General features: G+C 67.6%; 21 protein-coding genes and 1 pseudogene. 5 read left to right on the forward strand and 17 right to left on the reverse strand.

The window, feature by feature from the left end; translation table 11 throughout:
- Positions 1-114 precede the first annotated feature (114 nt).
- The 3 genes from KA711_12725 to KA711_12735 form a co-directional block, all read right to left on the reverse strand.
- Positions 115-438, reverse strand: a complete 324-nt coding sequence (locus tag KA711_12725; GenBank protein MCM0609834.1) for a ferredoxin family protein — start codon at positions 436-438, stop codon at positions 115-117.
- Between the two features lie 18 nt (positions 439-456).
- Positions 457-771, reverse strand: a complete 315-nt coding sequence (locus KA711_12730) for a DUF2249 domain-containing protein (GenBank protein MCM0609835.1) — start codon at positions 769-771, stop codon at positions 457-459.
- Positions 772-859: 88 nt separating this feature from the next.
- Positions 860-2,089, reverse strand: a complete 1,230-nt coding sequence (locus KA711_12735) for an NnrS family protein (GenBank protein ID MCM0609836.1) — start codon at positions 2,087-2,089, stop codon at positions 860-862.
- A 122-nt stretch (positions 2,090-2,211) separates the two neighbouring features.
- Between KA711_12735 and KA711_12740 the strand changes: the two genes are divergently transcribed.
- Positions 2,212-2,721 carry an Rrf2 family transcriptional regulator gene (locus KA711_12740; protein MCM0609837.1) on the forward strand — a complete coding sequence of 170 codons (510 nt, stop codon included), beginning with the start codon at positions 2,212-2,214 and terminating at the stop codon, positions 2,719-2,721.
- 22 nt (positions 2,722-2,743) lie between these two features.
- Positions 2,744-3,319, forward strand: coding sequence for a hemerythrin domain-containing protein (locus KA711_12745; protein MCM0609838.1), 576 nt, complete (start codon positions 2,744-2,746; stop codon positions 3,317-3,319).
- On the opposite strand, the gene KA711_12750 is transcribed toward KA711_12745, so the two are convergent.
- From KA711_12750 to KA711_12770, 5 genes are all read right to left on the reverse strand, one after another.
- Positions 3,310-3,891: a nitroreductase family protein gene (locus KA711_12750; protein ID MCM0609839.1), complete on the reverse strand. Its 582-nt coding sequence runs from the start codon at positions 3,889-3,891 to the stop codon at positions 3,310-3,312. The two genes, KA711_12745 and KA711_12750, sit on opposite strands and share 10 nt — an antisense overlap.
- On the reverse strand, positions 3,888-4,559 hold the full coding sequence (locus KA711_12755; protein ID MCM0609840.1) for a response regulator: 672 nt from the start codon (positions 4,557-4,559) through the stop codon (positions 3,888-3,890). Before KA711_12755 ends, KA711_12750 begins: the two co-directional genes overlap by 4 nt.
- Positions 4,556-6,433 (reverse strand): type IV pili methyl-accepting chemotaxis transducer N-terminal domain-containing protein, encoded by a 1,878-nt coding sequence (locus KA711_12760; protein ID MCM0609841.1) that lies wholly within the window; start codon positions 6,431-6,433, stop codon positions 4,556-4,558. Before KA711_12760 ends, KA711_12755 begins: the two co-directional genes overlap by 4 nt.
- Positions 6,434-6,514: 81 nt before the next feature.
- Complete coding sequence (locus KA711_12765) at positions 6,515-9,445, reverse strand: adenosylcobalamin-dependent ribonucleoside-diphosphate reductase (GenBank protein ID MCM0609842.1); 2,931 nt, start codon at positions 9,443-9,445, stop codon at positions 6,515-6,517.
- A gap of 24 nt (positions 9,446-9,469) precedes the next feature.
- Positions 9,470-10,099: a nitronate monooxygenase gene (locus KA711_12770; protein ID MCM0609843.1), complete on the reverse strand. Its 630-nt coding sequence runs from the start codon at positions 10,097-10,099 to the stop codon at positions 9,470-9,472.
- A 678-nt stretch (positions 10,100-10,777) separates the two neighbouring features.
- Between KA711_12770 and KA711_12775 the strand changes: the two genes are divergently transcribed.
- The 3 genes from KA711_12775 to istB are packed head-to-tail and all read left to right on the forward strand — an operon-like array spanning position 10,778 to position 13,428.
- Entirely contained in the window at positions 10,778-11,200 is a 423-nt protein-coding gene (locus KA711_12775; protein ID MCM0609844.1) for a hypothetical protein, read from the forward strand.
- Positions 11,193-12,653: an IS21 family transposase gene (gene istA, locus KA711_12780; protein ID MCM0609845.1), complete on the forward strand. Its 1,461-nt coding sequence runs from the start codon at positions 11,193-11,195 to the stop codon at positions 12,651-12,653. Before KA711_12775 ends, istA begins: the two co-directional genes overlap by 8 nt.
- Positions 12,654-12,666: 13 nt before the next feature.
- Entirely contained in the window at positions 12,667-13,428 is a 762-nt protein-coding gene (gene istB / locus KA711_12785) for an IS21-like element helper ATPase IstB (GenBank protein ID MCM0609846.1), read from the forward strand.
- 115 nt (positions 13,429-13,543) lie between these two features.
- Here the strand turns inward: istB and KA711_12790 are convergent.
- The 9 genes and pseudogenes from KA711_12790 to narH form a co-directional block, all read right to left on the reverse strand.
- Positions 13,544-14,155: pseudogene (locus KA711_12790) on the reverse strand (nitronate monooxygenase).
- A 521-nt stretch (positions 14,156-14,676) separates the two neighbouring features.
- On the reverse strand, positions 14,677-15,018 hold the full coding sequence (locus KA711_12795) for a SirB2 family protein (GenBank protein MCM0609847.1): 342 nt from the start codon (positions 15,016-15,018) through the stop codon (positions 14,677-14,679).
- A gap of 25 nt (positions 15,019-15,043) precedes the next feature.
- The gene (locus KA711_12800; protein ID MCM0609848.1) at positions 15,044-15,448 is read right to left on the reverse strand and encodes a ribonucleotide reductase subunit alpha; all 405 of its coding nucleotides are present in this window, start codon (positions 15,446-15,448) and stop codon (positions 15,044-15,046) included.
- A gap of 67 nt (positions 15,449-15,515) precedes the next feature.
- On the reverse strand, positions 15,516-15,848 hold the full coding sequence (locus KA711_12805) for a cupin domain-containing protein (GenBank protein MCM0609849.1): 333 nt from the start codon (positions 15,846-15,848) through the stop codon (positions 15,516-15,518).
- Positions 15,849-15,858: 10 nt separating this feature from the next.
- Positions 15,859-16,545, reverse strand: coding sequence for a carbonic anhydrase (locus KA711_12810; protein MCM0609850.1), 687 nt, complete (start codon positions 16,543-16,545; stop codon positions 15,859-15,861).
- 22 nt (positions 16,546-16,567) lie between these two features.
- Positions 16,568-17,347: a peptidylprolyl isomerase gene (locus KA711_12815; protein MCM0609851.1), complete on the reverse strand. Its 780-nt coding sequence runs from the start codon at positions 17,345-17,347 to the stop codon at positions 16,568-16,570.
- 33 nt (positions 17,348-17,380) lie between these two features.
- Positions 17,381-18,106, reverse strand: coding sequence for a respiratory nitrate reductase subunit gamma (narI, locus tag KA711_12820; GenBank protein ID MCM0609852.1), 726 nt, complete (start codon positions 18,104-18,106; stop codon positions 17,381-17,383).
- A complete protein-coding gene (gene narJ / locus KA711_12825; GenBank protein MCM0609853.1) occupies positions 18,103-18,816 on the reverse strand; it encodes a nitrate reductase molybdenum cofactor assembly chaperone in 714 nt (237 codons plus the stop codon). Before narJ ends, narI begins: the two co-directional genes overlap by 4 nt.
- A gap of 1 nt (position 18,817) precedes the next feature.
- The gene (narH, locus tag KA711_12830) at positions 18,818-20,341 is read right to left on the reverse strand and encodes a nitrate reductase subunit beta (GenBank protein MCM0609854.1); all 1,524 of its coding nucleotides are present in this window, start codon (positions 20,339-20,341) and stop codon (positions 18,818-18,820) included.
- Positions 20,342-20,395 lie beyond the last annotated feature (54 nt).

Here is a 20,395-nt window from a genome sequence, read left to right on the forward strand (position 1 = left end):
AACTGTGTGCCGTCGTCGCTCGCGCCCGATACCGGCGTGATGGGGATGACCTTCCTGGAACTTGCCACGCTCAGGGCGCGCCGGCCAACGAGCGGTCACATCGCGTCCGGGCTGTCATCGCTTCAACTCGCCAAGCTTGTGTTCTATCTTGCTCCAGGCTTCGGCATCCGGCAGCGCGAGCTTGGTTTTTGTGATGGGTCTCCATTCGCGTGACAGCTCGGCGTTCAGCGACGTGAAGTGCTGCTGGCCGGTGGCTACGTCTTCTTCGGCATAGATGGCATTCACCGGGCACTCGGGAACGCAGACCGCGCAGTCGATGCACTCATCCGGGTCGATGACCAGGAAGTTCGGCCCTTCGCGAAACGCGTCGACCGGACACACGTTCACGCAATCGGTGTACTTGCACCGGATGCAGGCTTCGGTGACGACGAAGGTCATCGCTGCGCGAGCGCGATGTCAACCGCAGCAGGCGCCGCCTGAGCAGCAGGAGTCGCCCTTGGCGCCTGCCGAAGGCGCGACGGCGTCAGCGATGCGGCTGATCTGGATGCGCCAGACCGACGGGCCGGCTTCCAGCGTGGCCCATTCGAACTGTCCGAGAGCGCGGTCCTCGAACTGATAGCGCAGGGGCTGCGGGTTGTGGTCGTTCACGAGTTGCAGCGCCTGGCCGGTGGCCAGGGCATCGAAGCGACCGAAAATCAGCGGGTGACGATCACGCGGCGCGATGATCCGCAGGTCCAGCTCGAAGGTGGGTTGAATCAGGGTTGCAGTCATGGGAACCTTTCAGGGGGAAGTGAGCACCTGGGCGCGCAGAACAGATGAAAGCGGGCGCGCCGTGGGCACGGTGAGGGAACGGGAACGCTCAGCCGTCCTTGCCATCGAGACGGCTGCTCAGCAGCCAAGGCGTGAAGACCCACAGGTAGAGGGCGAAAGCCGCGGCCCACGCGGCTGCGGCCACCACCAGCCAGTTGGCCGTGTGTGCCGGTGACACCAAGGGGAGCAGCACGCGGGCGACGGCGGCACCCGCCACCAGCAGGTAGGCGGCCACCTCCAGACGCGACACCTTCAGCGGGCGACCGGTGTGTCCCCTGGCGGTGCGGGTGACCATGCCGACGATGAGCCCGGCCGTAGCGCCCACCGCCAGGGCATGAATGCCGGCTGAAGCGGCCACGCCACCCAGCTGCGCCCATGCCAGCAGCAGGAAGCCGACGGGCAACCAGGCATAGGCTGCATGCAACACCCACAGGATGGGTCGCGACCGTGTGCGCCACGGTTGCCAGTGCCACAAGCGTGCGGTATGCAGCAAGGCCGCCAAGGCAAAGCCAGCCGCCGTGACCAGGTTGGCGGGCAGCAGCACCCAGGCCGCCAGCGACAGCGCCGTCCCCGCCAGCGTGCTGCGCTCCAGCCAAGCTGGCACCTTCAGCTGTCGGCCTGGCAGCGCCGACATCGTGAAGGCCGGAATCACCCGCCCCGCGATCACGCATTCGATCATCACGACCAGGGCCAACCCAGCATGCAGCGCCCGCAGCGGATCGATGTCCAGCCAGCCCAGCACCGCAGCGTGAAAGGTGAGATTGGCTGTCGCCAGCAGCAGCAGGATCGCGCCCAGTGGCAGGTTGCGGCGGTTGCCGGCTTTCAGCAGCACCCTGATCAGCACGAAGGCCACCCAAGGCAGCAGCACCACGTCCAGAACGGCGTAAACCGCGTACGGCGCCCCCACGGCGGACAGCCGCGCTGCCAGCCATAGCCCCGCCATCACCGCCAGCGTGGCACCGCGCGGCGTGGCCAGGCCCGTCCAGGCCTTGCCGGCCGTCAGCAGGAAGCCGACGATCACCGCCACGGCAAAGCCGTAGAGCATCTCGTGGGCGTGCCACAGCAGCGGCGGCATCGTCGAAGGCAGCGCCATCAAGCCCAGGAGGCCCGCGATCCAGTACGGGACCGCGAACAGGGCGAACGCGGCCGCACCCAGGTAGAACGGCCGGAATCCGAGGCGAAACAGCGGCCAGCCAGGCAGCGGGAACTGTACGTTCGAAGCGGCCGCCGAGACGGTCTGGGGGGCGCCCGTGGCGACCAGGCGGATGTGTTCCTTCATGGCCGTGAACGCCATCCCTGGAGCCTGCAAACTGGGCTGTCGGTCAAAAGATGCAACATGCGTACATGTTAAGGACTTGCCGCCCTTAAAGCAATACACTGCGTGCATCTTTAAGGATTGCCATGCGCCTGTCCGAATACACCGACTACACCCTGCGGGTGCTGATGTACTGTGCGGCGCACCGAGACCGCCTGGTGACGATCGGCGAACTGGCTGAGCACCACGGGCTCTCAAAGAACCACCTGATGAAAGTCGTCAACGACCTGGCGCGGCAAGGCCTGCTCGAAACCACCCGGGGCCGCGGCGGTGGCCTGCGGCTGCTGGCCGAGCCAGAGACCATTCGCATCGGCGATGTGGTGCGCGCCACCGAGACCGACTTCAGGCTGGTGGAGTGTTTCGACGCCGCCACCAACGCCTGCACGCTCACGCCGAGCTGCCGGCTGAAGCACCTTTTCGATGACGCGCTGGCGGGCTACTTCAAGGCGCTGGACGGCGCCACGCTGGCGGACATGACGCAAGGCCTGTCGGCGGCTGGCGCCAAGTTCAACCGACAGCCTGCAGGCCGCAATCTGCCTGCAGTGGTGGCCGCACCGACCCCGCGGCGCGCCTCACGCCCGGGCCGCGGCGCCTGAAGGCCCACAGAAGAAACTCACCATGGCCCTGACCCTGCCCGGCCACAGCGCCCCTGCCGTCGGCTTCGAAGTCCCGTTGGAAATGCTGGCGGCCTGCCATGGGCGGGTGCAGCATCAATGCGAAACCCTGCTGCGCCTGGTCACCCACCTGCAGACCCATGGCGCGGACCGCCCTGCGCAAGAGGCCGCGAGCGCCGTCATGCGCTACTTCGATACTGCCGCGCGCCACCACCACGAGGACGAGGAGCAGGATCTGTTTCCCGCCCTGCTGGAGTCCATGGCCGGCTCCGATGCGGTGTGCGTGCGCGAGCTGACCGCGTCGCTGTCCCGTGATCACCGTCTGCTGGAGCAGCGCTGGGCTTCCATGCGCCAGCGGCTGTTGCAAGTCGCCAAGGGCGCCGCTTCAACGCTGGCCGACGCCGATGTACCGGGCTTCGTGCAGCTGTACGAGCAGCACATCGCTCGCGAGGAAGACGAACTGCTGCCCATGGCGACCCGCTTGCTGAGCGATGTCGAACTCGATCGCATCGGCCTGGCCATGCGCAGCCGGCGCGGCGTCGTCATCGTGACGACCGCAGCGACCGTGCCTCAGGCTTGATCCATCCGCCAGCCGCTGATGACGGCTGACGCTTCGGCCCCAGCCTTCGGATGCGCCGCACGGACAGGACGGCCCGCGATAACCCAGTTGGCAAGCCGTTCTCCCGGCCCGCAGAACGCCGTGTGCACGGCCGGGTCGGACACCGAAGCACCGCTCAGCGCCTTGGCACCAAAGCCCATCAGGTGCAGGGCATTCATGAAGTTCATCAGCGCTGCGCCGACGCACAGCCACTGCTCGTGCGAGGGGACATCGGGCACGTCGTCGCGCACGCGGGCGACCAGCGCGACGAGCCCAGGGCCGTTGGAGGCTCGCGCTCTGGCGCGCTCGACTTCTTCGGCGGCCTGCCCACGTTGCAGCGCACCCGTGGCGAACATCTCAGCCAATGCAAGGCGCTGGCTGTCACCGACCACGACAAACCGGAACGGGCGCAGACCGCCGTGGTCGGGCGCACGCAAAGCCAGGTCCGCGGCGCGGGCCCACTGCTCTGCGCTGGGCCCAGGAGGCGCCAGATACTTCGGCCCCACGGAGTAACGCAGCGCAAGCAGGTCCAGCAGATCGTCCCCGGCGTTCACCCCTGCCGCCCTGCCAGGTACACCGCTGCCTGCACACGCGAGCTGAGGTTCAGCTTGCGCAGGATGTGCTGGACATGGATCTTCACCGTGGCTTCGGCGATGTTCAGGTCGCGTGCCAATTCCTTGTTGCTGGCGCCCTTGGCGATCAGGGCCAGGATTTCGCGCTCCCGCGGCGACAGGCTGTGGATGGGGTCGGTGTCGACGGCCGGCGGCGGAGGCGTGGCAGTGCCCTGCCCCGTCTGGAAGGCATTGACCAGCTTGCTCGTCATCTCGGGGCTGACGACCGATTCGCCTGCCATCGTGCGTTGGATGGCCGAGGCCAGCATCTCGCTGTCCATCGTCTTGAGCAGGTAGCCGCGGGCGCCGCCGCGCAAGGCGGCCGCCAGGTCTCGCTCGTCCTCGCTGACGGTCAGCATCAGCACCCGGGCCTGGGGCGCCGATGCCTTGAACCCGGCCAGCGCGTCGACGCCGTTGACGCCAGGCATGTGGTTGTCCAGCAGGATCACGTCGGGCTGGGTTTGCGCGGCCCGCTGATGCGCCTCGTTGGCGTCGCCGGCCTCGGCCACCACCTGAAAGCGGGTGTCGCCCGCCAGCAGCGAAATCAGTCCACGGCGGAACAGCGTGTGGTCGTCGACCACCAGCACGCGAATGGGCTGTGCAGCGATCATGCGGCCAGCCCCAAACGTTCGGGCAGCTTCAACACCACGCAAGTGCCCGAGCCTGGCACCGAGGCCACCTCCACCGTCGCGCCGATGTTGTGTGCCCGTTCGCGCATGATGCGCAGCCCGACATGGGTCTCGTCGGGGCCGGCGCCATCGGGGTCGAAGCCACAGCCGTCGTCGCGCACCTCCACGCGCCACTGCGGCGTTTGCTGCACTTCCACCCACACCTTTCGCGCCTGCGCGTGTTTGCGCACGTTGGAAAGAGCTTCCTGCACCACATGCAGCACCTGCACCTGCACGTCGGCAGGCAGCGGCATCCCGTCGCCTTCGATGTCCAGGTGGGTGGCCAGGCCGGTCTGGTGCTCGAACTTCTGCAAGGTGGTCTTCAAGGCGGGTGCAATGTCTTCGCTGTTGGTGCGGGTGCGGAAGTGCACCAGCAGTTCACGCACGTCGCCGAGACTCTCGTGAACGCCGGCGTCGAGTTCGCCCAGGGTCCTGTCGATGCGGGCGGCATCCGTGCTTTTGATGTCGCTGCGCAGCAGGCCAAGCTGGATCTTCAGGAAGGCCAGGCTCTGGGCGATGGAATCGTGCAGTTCCCGCGCGATGAAGCTGCGTTCTTCGGCCACGGCGGTCTCGCGTTGAAGGGCTGCTGCACGCAGGCCCTCGATGGCGCCCGCCAGATGGCTCGCGATGGTCTCCAGCAAGGCACGGTCGTCGTCGGATAGTGCCCTGGGTTCGCGGTAGAACAGGTTGAGCTCGCCCACCATGCGCTCGTGCAGCCTGACGGGCACGCTGATGACGGTCTGGAAGCCTTCGCGCGCGCAGTGGCCGAGCCGCGACGCCGGGCCGTCCGGCAGTATGGGAATCACCCGTGTCATGGCGCCCCCCTGAGGCTGGCCGCACAGGCAGTCGCCCGTGGGAATGCACAGTTCCTCGTCGATCACGGCTTGCGGCAAACAATCCGACGCTAGCAACAGGTACTTGCGGTTGGCCTCGTCCGACCAACGCACGGCCGAAGCGTCGGCGCGGGCCACCTGGCGCACCTGCTTGGCAATGCCCTGCGCCAGCGCCTCCAAGGTTTCGGCACGCGCCACGAACGCGGCCGAGTTGTACAAGGCCGCCAGGCGCGCTCGCTGCGCCTCCAGATGCTCGGTCTTTTCCTGCACCTTGGACTCGAGGTTCTGGTACAGGCCCTGCAGGGTTTCAGCCATCCGGTTGAAACCGGCCGCGAGCGCGCCAAATTCGTCGTTGGCGCCTGGATCGACCCGCGCGCCCAAGTCGCCCGCCTCGACTCTGGCCAGCCCGGCCTGCAACCGAGACAGCGGGTTGAAGATGAACAGCCAGGCCGAATACAGCAAGGCAATCGCACTGCCGATGGTCAGGGCCACCATCACGAACTGCACGGCATTCAGGATGGCCGTCAGTCGGGACAGGTAATGCTCGATCGCCGACACGAAGGTGTCGATGCGGAAAACAAAGGCATCGGCCTGCTGCCCTGACAACTCGGCACCCGGTCCAGGCAATGCGGTCCACCTGGCCTTGAGCTCCAGCCAGTCGCGCTGTACAGCCGCAAAGGCCTGCTGCGACAGGGCGTCGTGGGGAACGAGCAGCGGACGTGCCGGGTCGCCCGTGCGCAGCACGCTCACGCTTTGGTCGAACTGCGCCGCCAGCCCTGCGATCTGTTGCTCGTCCGAGCGGGCCAGCGTCTGGGCCATGCGCCAGGTCTGCATGCGCATCCGGCCGGCCTCGTTGACAGCCGCCGCACCACCTTCCAACTGCCAGGTCACCCAAAGCGTCAGCCCGATCGAGGCAAACGCCATCAGCAACAAGGTGGCCCCGATGGCACCAAGCTTGGCAGACAAACTCCAGGACCGACTCATTCGTCCACTGTACCGGACACCCCGCGACGGGCCGCTGCCTGACGCGAGCCACAGGGGCCCGGCGGCTGGCTCGTCAGCAACTCAACCGCACTGACCAAGGGCACCGCAGGCCGTGCAGAACTCGCAGCCGCCCTTCTGGATGACGGTGGCGTTGCCGCACTCGGTGCAGACCTTGCCGGCGAGCACGTGGTCGCGTGCCGGGCCGTCGCCCGACGGTTCGAGCACGCCCATGTCGCGCAGCGGGAAACCCGCTTCGTCCAGGACCCCCAGCAAGGCGTAACGGTGGACGATCAGGCGCGCCATGTAGGCCACCGTCGACGGCCACACCTGCTGGCGGCGTTCGCCGTTGGGCAGGCCGGGCACGAAGGCCATGAAGTGGCCCAGCGGTTCGGCGTAGTTGAGCAGCTTGCGCAGCTTCATGCCGATCCAGGCCGGGTCGATGACGCGCATGTCCAGCGACAACAGGCGGGCCAGGCCGTCCAGCGCACGCGGGTAGTTGCCCGAAAAGCCCACCGCGCAGGGCCGCGTCACCACGCTGCCGTCGGCGCTGGGCAGCGTCACCTCCTTCAGCGTCAGGGTGAACTGCTCCCCAGTGCCGGGGTTGTCGATGTCGACGCACCAGGCCAGCGTGCCCGAGGGGCCGGTGTGCGGCTCAGTGATGCTGAACATCGCGTCCATGACCGGCGTCGGTGCGCTGCGGCCAGGCTGCGGCAGCGCGTTCAGCTGCTCGCAGCGCCAGCGGATCACCGCGGCCGTGGCCGCGACCACGCCGGGAAACAGCCGCCGCTCACCATGTGGCGGGAACGGCATCTCGAAGGACCGCTCCTCGGCCACCGTGGCTAGCGCGCCGAGCTTGAGCTGCAGCCAGGCCGCGTCGTTGGCGCGCAGGTCCATCGACAGCGTCTTGGCGAGCGCGCCCAGGCCACGCGGTTGTTCGGTGCCGTTGACCCAGACCTCGAAGGGCTGCGCCGAGCGGCCATCGGCCGCGGCCAGTTCACCCACGAAGAGCGCGAAATCGCCGAAGGGGTGGTGGACCATGAAGGTCCAGGCCGTGTTGCCTGCGGGCAGTTCAGGCCGGCCCGGCCAGCGCAGCGACGACAGCACCGGCGCCGGCAGGCGGTCCAGCGCCAGACGGCGGTTGGCGCCGGCGATGTGCAGCGTGGTCTCGGGTGCCGCCTCGGGCGGGGGCGTGACGCTCAGCACCGACCCCAGCACGCTGTTCGGCCGGTAGGTGGCCAGGCCCTTCAGGCCCGAGCGCCAGGCTTCGAGGTAGAGGTCCTGGAACTCGGCGTAGGGGTAGTCGGCCGGCACGTTGACGGTCTTGGAGATCGCCGTGTCGACGAAGGGCGCCACCGCCGCCACCATGGCGCTGTGCGACTGCGCGCTCATCTCCAGCGCCGTCACGAAGGCCGGCGTCAGCGCCGCCGTCTCGCCGCGCAGGTGGCGGTACAGGCGCCAGGCGTGGTCTTCCACGGCATAGGCCTTGTGGCTGCCGTCGGGCATGCGCTTCTTGCGCGTGTAGGTCCAGCTAAAGGCCGGCTCGATGCCGTTGCTGGCGTTGTCGGCAAAGGCCAGGCTGATGGTGCCGGTGGGCGCGATGGACAGCAGGTGCGAGTTGCGCAGCCCCTGCGCGCGGATGCGCTCGCGCAGCGCGGCCGGCAGGCGCGACGCAAAGGTGGCGCCACTGAGGTACAGGTCGGCGGTGAACAGCGGGAAGGCGCCGCGCTCGGCGGCCAGATCGGACGAGGCCTCGTAGGCCGTGTCGCGCAGCAGCTCGGCCATGCGGCTGGCCATGCCGCGTGCGGCCTCGCTGTTGTAACGCAGGTTGAGCATGACCAGCGCGTCCCCCAGCCCAGTGAAACCCAGGCCGATGCGGCGCTTGTTGCGCGCTTCTTCCTGCTGCTGCGGCAGCGGCCAGACGGTCACGTCGAGCACGTTGTCCAGCATGCGCACGGCCACGCGCGCCACCTCGGCGAAGGCCGCCTCGTCGAAGCGCGCGTCGTCTTCGAAGGGCTGGCGGATGAAGCGTGTCAGGTCGATCGAGCCCAGGCAGCAGCAGCCGTAGGGCGGCAACGGTTGCTCCGCGCAGGGATTGGTGGCGGCGATGGTTTCGCAGTACGACAGGTTGTTGTCGCGGTTGATGTGGTCGAGGAAGAGCACGCCGGGCTCGGCGTGGTCGTAGGTCGACCGCATGACCTGGTCCCACAGCTCGCGCGCGGCCACACGGCGATAGACCCACAGCCCGCCGTCGGCCGCGCCCAGCTGGTGGGCGCCGGCTTCCTTCTGCGCCACGCCGGGCTCGGCGGCGTGCAGCAGCCTGACCTCGCCACCGTCCTGCACGGCGGCCATGAAGGCGTCGGTCACGCCGACCGAGAGGTTGAAGTTCTTCAGGTCGCCCCCGTCCTTGGCGCGGATGAACTCTTCGATGTCGGGGTGGTCGCAGCGCAGCACGCCCATCTGCGCACCGCGCCGCGCGCCGGCCGATTCGACGGTCTCGCAAGAGCGGTCGAACACGCGCATGTAGCTCACCGGCCCCGAGGCGCTGCTCTGCGTGCTGCCGACCCAGGCGCCGCGCGGCCGGATGCGCGAGAAGTCGTAGCCCACGCCGCCGCCGCGGCGCATGGTCTCTGCCGCTTCGGTCAATGCGGTGTAGATGCCAGGGTGCCCGTCCTCGCCCTGCGAGATCGAATCGCCCACCGGCTGCACGAAGCAGTTGATCAACGTCGCCGCCAGGCCCGTGCCCGCCGCCGACTGGATGCGGCCGGCCGGCACGAAGCCCGCGCGCAGCGCCTGCGCAAAACGCGACTGCCAGTGTTCGCGCTGGGCCGGCAGCTCGGCCTGCGCCAGGGCGCGCGCGACGCGCTGGCTCACGTCCCCGATCGAGGTCTCGTCGTCCTTGGCGTACTTTTCCATCAGCACCTCGGTGCTGATGTCCTGCGCAGGGAGCGCAGCGCGCTCTGTGGCAGGCGTGGCCACGGTGGTGAGGGTGGGGTCGACGGCATGCGATGGCATGGGAGCAGGTTCCGGTTTAGGGTTTCAGGCAAGGACGGGCTCGGCGCAAGGCGTCAGGAGCCGCGTCATCAGCGCGTGCACGCTGCAGATGTCGTGGCCGAAGGGCAAGGCGCCCACGCCACGGAAGAACAGACCCTTCTTCACGTCGCCACGAAGGGCCGCGGCCAGTTGCTTGTCGATGCAGAACTGGCCCCAGCCGGCCAGGCCGTCGCGCAGCCCGCACTGCGCCAGGCAGTCGAAGGCCAGTGTGCAGCGGGGCTTGACATGGGCCACGCTTTGCAGCTTCGCCTCGGCGGCCAGGTAGTTGCGCAGCCAGGGCGTCAACACGGCACGCGCCGGCAGCCCGGCGACGCTGGTGAATTCGACCATGTCGTCATCACCGGCTTCGGCCAGCACGCGCTTGAAGGCCGGGTCGGCGTCGCACTCCTGTGTGACGGCAAAGGGCGTGCCCACCTGCACGGCAGCAGCACCCAGGGCTTGCACGCGCGCGATGTCCTCGAAGCAGCGGATGCCGCCGGCGGCGATCAGCGGCACGTTGGCTTCCAGGCCCGCCGCACGCAGGAATTCGAGCGCCTGCGGGATGACGTTCTCGAACTCGAAGCGCGGGTCGTTCAGATCCTCGACCTTGGCCGCGCCCAGGTGCCCGCCGGCCAGCTGTGGGCGCCGGCTTGAATTTGTCTTCTTTCAGCCGGTCTGAACGTGCGTGTTCTTGCTGATCCGTCTTCTTCGGATCACCGTCTCTGACGGTCTTCTTCAGCTCCGTTCTCCTTCTTCTTCAGACTCTGCGCCGACGAGTGTTCGCTCGAGGTGGTTGTCGCGCTCGACGGGTTCGTTGGGGAGCGACGATGGCCAAGGCGGGACAGCGCAAGTGCATGTCGTGCGGGGAGTTTTTCCTCCCCGACCATCGCAGCGGTGAACGTCAGCGCTACTGCTGCGCCGTCGATTGCCGGCGCGCGAGCAAGGCAGCCAGCCAGGCCGCCTGGTTGTCCAAGCCATCCAACCGCGACTACTTCAGCGGCCCCGTGCACGTCGCCCGCGTCCAGGCTTGGCGCGCCGCGCATCCCGGCTACAGCTGCGACCGGGTGCGCCCGCCGCGGGCGTTACAAGATCTCTTGCCGCTGCAAGTGCCTGATTCGATTGAGGAATCGGCCAATCGTGTCGAGGCTCCCGGGGCGCCCCCGACCGTGGCGTTACAAGATCTCTTGATCGCCGAATCGCCTTTGCTGGCGGGGCTTGTGGCCCATCTGTTCCAGCCGGCGCTACAAGATGACATGGCCAGCACCACCCGGCGCCTCGTACAACTTGGGCGCGACGTGATCAACGGGAGGTGCGGTGAAGGCCATCAAGCAGCTACTTCGGCCCGAGCGGCTGCGCCAGGTCCCCGAGCAGTTCAGCTGGGTTGACCAGGCGCTCGTGCAGCAGCACTTCATCGACCGCTGTGAGGCCCGCTCGGCGGCGCTGTACCTGTTCCTGGTCACGGTGTCCGATGCCCAGGGCCTGAGCTACTACGGCTCGGCCACGCTCGCCCGGCGGCTGCACCTGAGTGACGAGCAGTTCGCCGCGGCACGCCAGCAGCTCATCGAGCTGGATCTCATCGCCTATCGCTCGCCGCTGTACCAGGTGCTGGCCCTGCCGGGGACCGTGGCGGCGCAGCGCCCGGCGCCGCGTCCACCGGGCGTTGCCGGGGCCAACACCGGCGGCCAGCCCGTGAGCCTGGCCGCGCTGCTGCAGCAGGCTCGAGCGCGCCGTGGTTGACTACGAGACCTACTGCCGCATCCGTGACCACCTGGTGCGCCAGCAACTCACGGTGGCGCAGACCGCGCGAGCGCTGGGCCTGGATGTACGCACCGTCGCCCGGTGGGCGCAGGCCGAACAGTTCCGAGCGCGCAAGGCCGTGCTGCGCGCCAGCAAGCTCGACGCCTTCAAGGGCCAGATCGTGCGCTGGCTCGACGCCCACCCGTACAGCGCCCAGCAGATCTACCAGCGGCTGCTCGAGGCCGGCTACGGCGGCGGCATCACCATCGTCAAGGACTACGTGCACCGCATCCGCCCGCGACAGCGGCCGGCCTTCCTCAAGCTGGACTTCGAGCCGGGCGAGTGCGCGCAGCTCGACTGGGGTGAGTTCGGCACCGTCGCCGTGGGCAACACGCGCCGGCGCCTGAGCTTCTTCGTGATGGTGCTGTGCTACAGCCGGCGCATGTACCTGGAGTTCACCGTGTCGCAGGAGATGGAGTTCTTCCTGGCCTGCCACGAGAACGCCTTCGCCGCCTTCGGTTCAGTGCCCGCGCGGCTGATGGTCGACAACCTGAAGTCCGCCGTGCTCAAGCGCCTGGTCGGTGAGGCGCCGGTGTTCAACCCCAAGTACCTCGACTTCTCGCGCCATTGGGGCTTCCAGATCACCCCCTGCAACGTGGCTTCGGGTTGGGAGAAGGGACGCGTGGAGAACGGCGTGGGTTACGTGAAGAAGAACTTCCTGGCCGGCCAGGAGTTCATCGACTTCAGCGCCGTGCAGCCCGCCGCGCAGCTGTGGGTGGACACGGTGGCCGACGTGCGCGTGCACGGCGCCACCCAGCGCCGACCCGTGGACATGTTCGAGGAAGAGCGCGCCCGCCTCAAGCGGCTCAACCCCGTCGGGTTCGACCTCGCACGCGTGCGCACGGCAAGCGTCAACAAGCAGTTCCGCGTCGCGCTGGACTCCAACACCTACTCCGTGCCCTCGCGCCATGTGGGTCAACGCCTGACCCTGAAGGCCTGGGCCGACCGCTTGTGCATCTATGCCCACGACCAACTCGTCGCGCTCCACGCGCGAAGCATGCAGCGCAACAAGGACTTCGAGCTTGCCGAGCACGCCCAGCAACTCGCCCAGCAGCGCAAGAGCGCCCGCGAGCAACGCCTGCTGGTGCAGTTCCTGGCCCTGTCGCCGCGCGCCCAAGCCTACCGCGAGGGCCTGGAGGCCCGGCGTGTGAACGCCCGGGTGCACCTGCGCCAGATCCTCGCCCTGGCCGAGATGCACGGCCGCGAGGCCGTCGAGCGCGCCATCGACGACGGTCTGGAGCTGCAGGCCTTCAGCGCCGAGTACATCGCCCACATCCTGGCCGCGCGCCGGCGCATCGGGGCCGAGCCCGCCGCCCTGCAGCTCACCCGCAGTGCCGACCTGCTCGACATCGAGATCCCCGCGCCCGACCTGTCCATCTACGACCGTGAGTGAAGGAGCGACAACCATGCGAGCACGCCACGCCCACCCCGATGCCCTGTCCGCGCAGGCCAAGCTCACCGCGCTGAACCTGCCGTTCATGCGCGAGAACTACCAGCCACTGGCCAAGGCCGCCGCCGACAAGCAGTGGTCGCACTTGGCCTACTTCGCCGAGCTGCTCAACGGCGAGGCCGCCCAGCGCGAGGACCGACGCGTGCAGCGCTGCATCCGCCAGGCCCGCTTCCCCGTGCTCAAGACCATCGACAAGTTCGACTGGAACTGGCCCACCAAGATCAACCGGCCGCAGATACAGAACCTGTTCCACCTGGACTTCGTGGCCCGGCACGCCAACGTGGTGTTCATCTCCGGCGTCGGCCTGGGCAAGAGCCACTTGATGACGGCCCTGGGCTATGCAGCGTGCCAGCGCGGGCACTCGGTGCTGTTCACCGGCGCCATCGACATCATCAACACGCTGGCCACCGCGCAGGCCGCCGGCGGCCTCAAGCGGGCGCTGGCAGCCTACGTCAAGCCCGAGGTGCTGTGCATCGACGAGCTGGGCTACCTGCCCATCGACAAGTTCGGCGCCGACTGCCTGTTCCAGATCATCAGCCACCGCTACGAGCGCGGCACCACGCTGTTGACAACGAATCGCCCGTACAAGCAATGGGCCGGGATCTTCAACAACGACGCGACCCTGGCCTCGGCACTCCTGGACAGGCTGCTGCACCACGTCGAGACCGTCGTGATCGAAGGCAAGAGCTACCGCGGCCAGTCACACGCCGAGATCTGAAGCACGCCGGCATCCACTGCGTGCCGCGTCAGCGCCGGCATCACGCCACTCCCTCCGCGATCCCCTCAGCATTTCGAAACCGGCCAGAACTCAACACGTTCGCACCGGCGCCCACAGCCAGCCGCGGGTGCTCGATCACGATGGCGTCGGGCATGCGCTTCTTGCGTTCCCACTTGCGCACCACGAGCTGCACGCCGCGTGCATCGGACAGGATGGGCACCAGCAGCGCCTGCGGGTGGTCACGGGCCAGATCGGGCAGGTCCAGCGGCAGGCCGGCGCCCACCACCACTGCATCGATGCCGCACTCGAGGGCGCGGCTCACCGAGGGGCCGTATTCGCTGACGGCGCGCATGACGTTGATGGCGAGCAGACCGTGGCCACCCGCCAGCACGCGGGCGGCGGGGATCTCGCGCTCCAGGGCCTCGAGGTTGGCCTCGTTGATTGCCACCTTGGCGGCCGCCGTAGCCGCCGCACCGGGGGCCAGCTCGCGAGTGCGCTCCATCAGGTCGGGGTGATGCCGGCGCAGGTCGACCGAGGAGATCGTGCCAACGGCCCCCAGCGCGGCCACGCTGCCGGCCAGGCGGTGCGCCGAGATGCCCACGCCCATGCCACCTTGCACGATGGGCAGGAGCGCGCGCCCGCGCAACCGCAGCGGTTCCAGGTGGTGTCGGCAGGCCTGGTCGAGCAGGTCGCTGGCGGCGTCTGGGCGCTGCTCACAGACACTCATGACGTGGCTCCGGCACGGCGGCCGCGATCGCGCGGGGGACCGAACAGCTCGTGGCGCGAAGCGCGTGCCGAACCGCACGCCGGATCGCCCGATGTCACGCAGGAGTCAATAAACATGCACAGAGTGTGCATCTATATTGCCGCGCCTTGCAACTCAGATCCTTCACCGGGTGGGTACGGCTGTGGTCAGGTTGAAACGGACTGGGCTCTCACGCTCTCGCTTGATCGTCGTCAAGCCCGACCGCTTCGCATGGGTTCACCATCCACCAGCGGACCCCTTCCCGCTACAGCCGTCAGCCACGTGGCCGCTGTGCGCCGCTTCGCACTTTCGGACGACTCATTGGCGCTGGCCAAGCGTGTTCGATCAGGCGCTGTGCCAAGCGCAGGCACAGCGGGGCTACACGCAGGCGATCTGGGCCTTGCCACGGCGGATGGCCACGGGCCGTCTCAAGGCCCCGCGCCTGCCAGGCTGTGCAGGACACCGAGCGGATGGTGGGTCCACGCCACCGACACCATGAAGCCTTACACGGCCAACGCCGCTACGAAACTGAGGCGCTGAGCTGCCGGAGTCGGCGCGCGCTTGAGGGCCAGCGAGCCGAGCAGGATGTAGACCACCAGCAACATCAGCTTCGTGGCCAGCCACGGGCTGTGCACCGGGTTGATGGCCAGCGTCATCCACAGGGTGACACCCGCGCCCAGCAGCAAGGTGTCGATGCCATAGCTGAGCCAGCGCCACGGCTTGCGCATCGCCCAGTTCTGCCCCGCCAGTACGGCCACACCACTTACGGCGAACAGCAGGCCGCTCGCGGCGACGAGCGTGATGTGGAGGTGTTTGATTTCCGGGCAGCACGACAGAGCGTTCATGGCGACGCCACCGCACTGCAGCCAGCTAGCCGAGCTGCACAGTCTCGCCAGAGCGGTCGAAGGGCACCAGGCGCGACAGCTCGCCCGACTTGACGGCTTGGACCATGCGTTCGAGTGCGGCGTCGATCTGGCTCTCGCTGGGGGGCCGCCCTGCCCGGCCAGCCAGGGCGGCGGCAAACACCAGCGCCCAGTCAGCGCCCAGGGTTGCGCCTTCCTGGACCAGCGCGTCGAAGTCGGCAAGGTCGTCCGGGTCCTTGGCCACGCACATCAAGGGCGCGAGTTCGCCGCCCTCGCCGGCCTCGAAACGCGCCCGCTGCTCGGCCGTGGGGTTATCGGGCAGGCTCGCGCCTGCAAAGACCAGAAGAAGCCGCTGGGGCTCGGCTTGTGCCAGGGCGCCGGCAATCAGGTCGTTGAAGTGAGTGATATTCATGGATGCAGTCAGGCAAATGCAGCTCGTTGCGGGGGTCGACGTGCGGGTCGGAGGGATCGACGTGGTGTCACGGCCGTGCCAGGCAGATCGTCAGCAGCGCGGTAACGTCTGACAGGGCCTGCAGCGAGTGCGGCTCGCCGGCATGCAGGTGGACAAGATCGCCGGGCGTAAGCCTGCTGGTGAGCCCGTGCACGTTGAATTCGATCACCCCTTCGATGCACAGCACAGTGATTTCGCCGGCTACCTGGTGCTCGCGCATCACCTTGCCGCGAGGCATGACCAGGCGAACCAGCTCAAGCTGCGCGGATTTGAAGAAGGCAGAAGTGACGTGTTCGTGCAGTGCGGCCCCAAGCGGCCGGATATCGATCACATCCCCAGAGACTGCGTGCGGCTGCGACATGGTGTGCCTTTCAGAGTCGCGTGGAATCTTCCCCGGCGACGTCTTCAGGCAGATGTGCCACATAGGGACCGGTACCTGCATTCTCCGCCTCTGCCGCCGGCACGAAGCCGCCGCGCTGCACGTCGAAGACATGGACTTCGCCATCCTCGATGACGTAATGCCAGCCGTGCAGGGCCAGCGTGCCGGCTTCGACACGTTCGCGCACCATCGGGTAGTCCATCAGCCGCTCCAGCTGCAGCACCACCGCACGTTGCTCGGTGCGCCGCAGCACATCGGGGCCCGGCTCGGCCACGGGCAAGGCGGCTTCGCGGCCCAGTTCCAGCCACTGCGAGAGGTGCTTGGCCGCCGGTGAGACATCGCCATACAAGGCCCGGATTGCGCCGCAGTGGCTGTGACCGCAGACCACGATGCGTTTGACTGACAGGTTGAGGACGGCGAACTCGATGGCCGCCGCCGTGCCATGGAAACCCTGGCTCTGGTCGTGCGGTGGCACGAAGGCGCCGACGTTGCGCACCAGGAACAACTCACCCGGACCGGCGCCGGTCAGCAGGTAAGGCACCAGGCGCGAATCGCTGCAGCCGATGAACAGTGTCATCGGGTGCTGACCATCGTCGACCAGCAGCCGGAAGTGCGAGCGGTGCTGCGGGAACGCGTCCGTCTGGAAGCGCTGAAGGCGCTGCAGCAGTTCGTCGGGCATGGGTTTGAGGGCTGAAGCCGAGCTACTGGACCAGAGGCGATTCAGCCGCCTCCAGGTCCACGCCCGTCAGCGTGGCCGCGCCGGCCAGAAGTTGCAGGTACTGACGCAACGCGGTGGCAAAGGCCTGCTGCCGAAGCCCCTGGGCCACGGCCGACTTCACCGCTTCGAACGCGGGGTCCAGGCCCGGTTCGCGCGCCAGCACCTCCACCACATGCAGCCCGAAGCGGCTGTGCACGAGGCGTGGCAGCACGCCGACCTCGGGCTTGCCGAAGATCTCGCGAGCGAACTCGGGCGCGCAGTCGTCGGTGGTCAGCCAGCCCAAGGCACCGCCATCCGCACCACTGGGACAGTTGGACGTGGAAGCCGCCGCTACGGCGAAGCGGTCCTGGCCTCCGGGCGACGCGCAGCGCACATCCAACAGGCAGGCCTCGGCACGTTGGCGCAGTGCATTGACATCCACGCCCGGTGTGACGGCAAACAGCACGTGGCGCAGCTGCACACGTTCACCCACTGCGTAGCGGCCACGCTGGGCCGCGTGGTGACGGCGCAAGGCCTCATCCGACGGTTCGGGCATGTGCAGTTCCCGGTCCAGCAGGGCCTCGATGGCGGTGCTGGCGGCCTCGGTCATGGCGCCACCCAGGGGCAGCGGATCGTCGGCAGCCAGCAGGCCCGCCTCAATGGCGGCTTGCCGCAGCAACTCGGCACAGGCACGCTGCCTGAGTGTCTCGGTCGTCAGCGCTTCGTTGGGGTACGACAGCACGACGCCATTGACCTGGGGAAGAACAGGAGTGGACGTGTTCATGGTCTGAGCTTTCGGCGATTGGGAGCAGCAGGGTCAGCTGCCGCGACGGGGCAGGGTCTGATTGGCCGGCACGTTCAAGCGGCGGGCGCGCACCATCTGGTACGGCCGTACCAGATAGGCCAGCGTGCCGAAGCCGCTCCACACATGCACCAAGCGACTGAAGGGGAACAGCAGGAAGATGGTCATGCCGAGCAGCATGTGCGCCTGGAAGTGCCATTCGATGCCAGCCACCAATGCCGCATTGGGCTGCATCAGCACGATGCCCTGCAGGTACTCGGCCAGGCGCAGCATCGTGGTCGGCTCCGTCACATGGTGCAGCGAGGAGGGCAGTGTCGACAAGCCGATGACCAGTTGCACCCACAGGATGACCAGGATGGCCAGGTCGGTGCGGTGGCTGGTCAGCCGGATGCGGTCGTCGAAGATGCGGCGGTGCAGCAGCAGACTCAGCCCGACGAAGCAGACAAGGCCGGCCACGCCACCAGCGACCACCGCGATCAACTGCTTCTGAGAAGCGGCGACGAAGATCTCATAAAGCCAGTGCGGCGTGAGCTGCCCGAACAGGTGGCCGAAGAACAGGAACAGGATGCCGCCATGGAACAGGTTGCTGCCCCAGCGCAGCTGCCCCTTGCGCAGCAGCTGCGAGCTGTCGCTCTTCCAAGTGTACTGGTCGCGGTCGAACCGGGCCAGGCTGCCCATGAAGAACACCGCCAGGCACAGGTACGGGTAGACGTTGAACGCGAAGTTGTGGAGGGTGTTCATGCGGACGCTCCCGGCGTGAGGGGGGTGGCAGTGCGCACGGGCGTGCGCACGATCTGGATCGGTTGCGGCTGCCCGGGCCGCGCCTGGCCCTGGGTGGAACAGCCGTCGAAGGCCATGGGCTCTGCCCAGCTCTCGTCCAGCTCAGGCTCGGGCGGCACGGCCACGGCCTGCGCCTTCTCACCGGCCAGGTCGAGCAGCGCGGCCAGCACGCAGGCATGCGCTGCCTCACGACGCAACAGCGCACTGAAGATCACCTGCAGGATGTGCGAGATCTCGCCCAGGAAAGCCTTGGCCTGCGCCGGGGGCTGTGTCGATGCGTACTGCAGCACCACGGTCAGGTGGTCAGGCAGTTCGCCCGGCGCCAGAAAGAGACCCGCAGCTTCGTAGGTCTGGCAAAGGTCCACCATGGCCGGGCCACGGTCGCGGCTGTCGCCGTGCACGTGCTCGAACAGGTGCAGCGCGGTGCCACGGCCGCGGTCGAAGAGTTCGACGTGATCGGCCTCAAGGTCCAGCGGGCGGCGGCGGGACAGGCGTGTGATCAGGGCGTCCAGTTCGGCCAGGCGCGGGCCGCTGAGCGCGCGCTCATCGTGCAGCGCCGCCTTCAGTTCGGGCAGGTGCGCGCGCAACTCGGCGTCGGGATAGCTCAGCAGGTGGGCCAGCATACGCAGCGTCTTGGTGGCGGTCGTCGGTGAGGTGTTGAAGAAGCTCATCTCAAACTCCTGCCGTGATGGGAATGGTGCGCTTCTTCTCGCTGCCGAACAGGCTGGTCTCGGTGGTGCCCTCGCTGCACCCATTGCCGAAGCTGAAGCCGCAACCGCCGCGCACGTTGAAGGCGTTCTCGGCGTACTCGCGGTGCGTGGTCGGAATGACGAAGCGGTCTTCGTAGTTGGCGATCGCCATCACGCGGTACATCTCTTCCACCTCGTTCACGCTCATCTTCACCTGGTCGATGGCGGCGTGATTGGCCGTGCCGTCCACGTGCTTGGTGCGTTGGTAGGCACGCATGGCCAGCATGCGTTCCAGTGCACGAACCACCGGCGCGGTGTCACCGGCTGTCAGCAGGTTGGCCAGGTACTTGACCGGAATGCGTAGCTGGTTGACGTCCGGGATCTCGCCGTTGGTGCCCACGTGGCCGGCATTCGCCGCTGCGGTGATGGGGCTGAGCGGCGGCACGTACCAGACCATCGGCAGCGTGCGGTACTCGGGATGCAGAGGCAGCGCGACCTTCCATTCCACCGCCATCTTGTAGACGGGGCTGTTGCGTGCCGCGTCCATCCAGTTGTCGGGGATGCCATCGAGCCGGGCCTGCGCAATCACCTTCGGGTCATGCGGGTCCAGGAAGATGTCGAGCTGGGCCTGGTACAGGTCCTTGTCGTGCTCGACGCTGGCCGCCTCTTGAATGCGGTCGGCGTCGTACAGCAGCACGCCCAGGTAGCGGATGCGGCCCACGCAGGTCTCGCTGCAGACCGTGGGCTGCCCGGCTTCGATGCGCGGGTAGCAGAAGATGCACTTCTCGGCCTTGCCGCTTTTCCAGTTGTAGTAAATCTTTTTGTAAGGGCAGCCGCTGACGCACATGCGCCAGCCGCGGCACTTGTCCTGGTCGATGAGGACGATGCCGTCTTCCTCGCGCTTGTAGATGCTGCCCGACGGGCAGGAGGCCACGCACGCCGGGTTCAGGCAGTGCTCGCACAGCCTGGGCAGGTACATCATGAAGGTGTTCTCGAACTGCCCGTAGATATCCTTCTGGATGTCGTCGAAGTTCTTGTCCTTCGAACGCTTCGAGAACTCACCGCCCAGGATCTCTTCCCAGTTCGGGCCCCAGACGATCTTCTCCATGCGCTTGCCCGTGATCAGGCTGCGTGGCCGCGCGGTGGGCGCATGCTGCATCTCTGGCGCCGACTGCAGGTGGTCGTAGTCGAAGGTGAAGGGCTCGTAGTAGTCGTCGATCTGCGGCAGATTGGGGTTGGCGAAGATCTTCATCAGCAACTGCCACTTGCCGCCCTGGCGCGGAACGATGGAACCGTCGGCCTTGCGCACCCAGCCTCCGTTCCACTTGTCCTGGTTCTCCCACTCCTTGGGGTATCCGATGCCAGGCTTGGTCTCGACGTTGTTGAACCAGGCGTACTCGACGCCGGGGCGGCTGGTCCACACGTTCTTACAGGTCACGCTGCAGGTGTGGCAGCCGATGCACTTGTCCAGATTCAGGACCATGCCGACTTGTGCGCGGATCTTCATGCGGCCTCCCGCAGAACTTGTTCGAGGAAGGCAGCCCCCTCGGGGGGCAGCGAG

The sequence above is a fragment of the Ideonella sp. WA131b genome (assembly GCA_023657425.1).
Lineage (GTDB): Bacteria > Pseudomonadota > Gammaproteobacteria > Burkholderiales > Burkholderiaceae_C > Rubrivivax.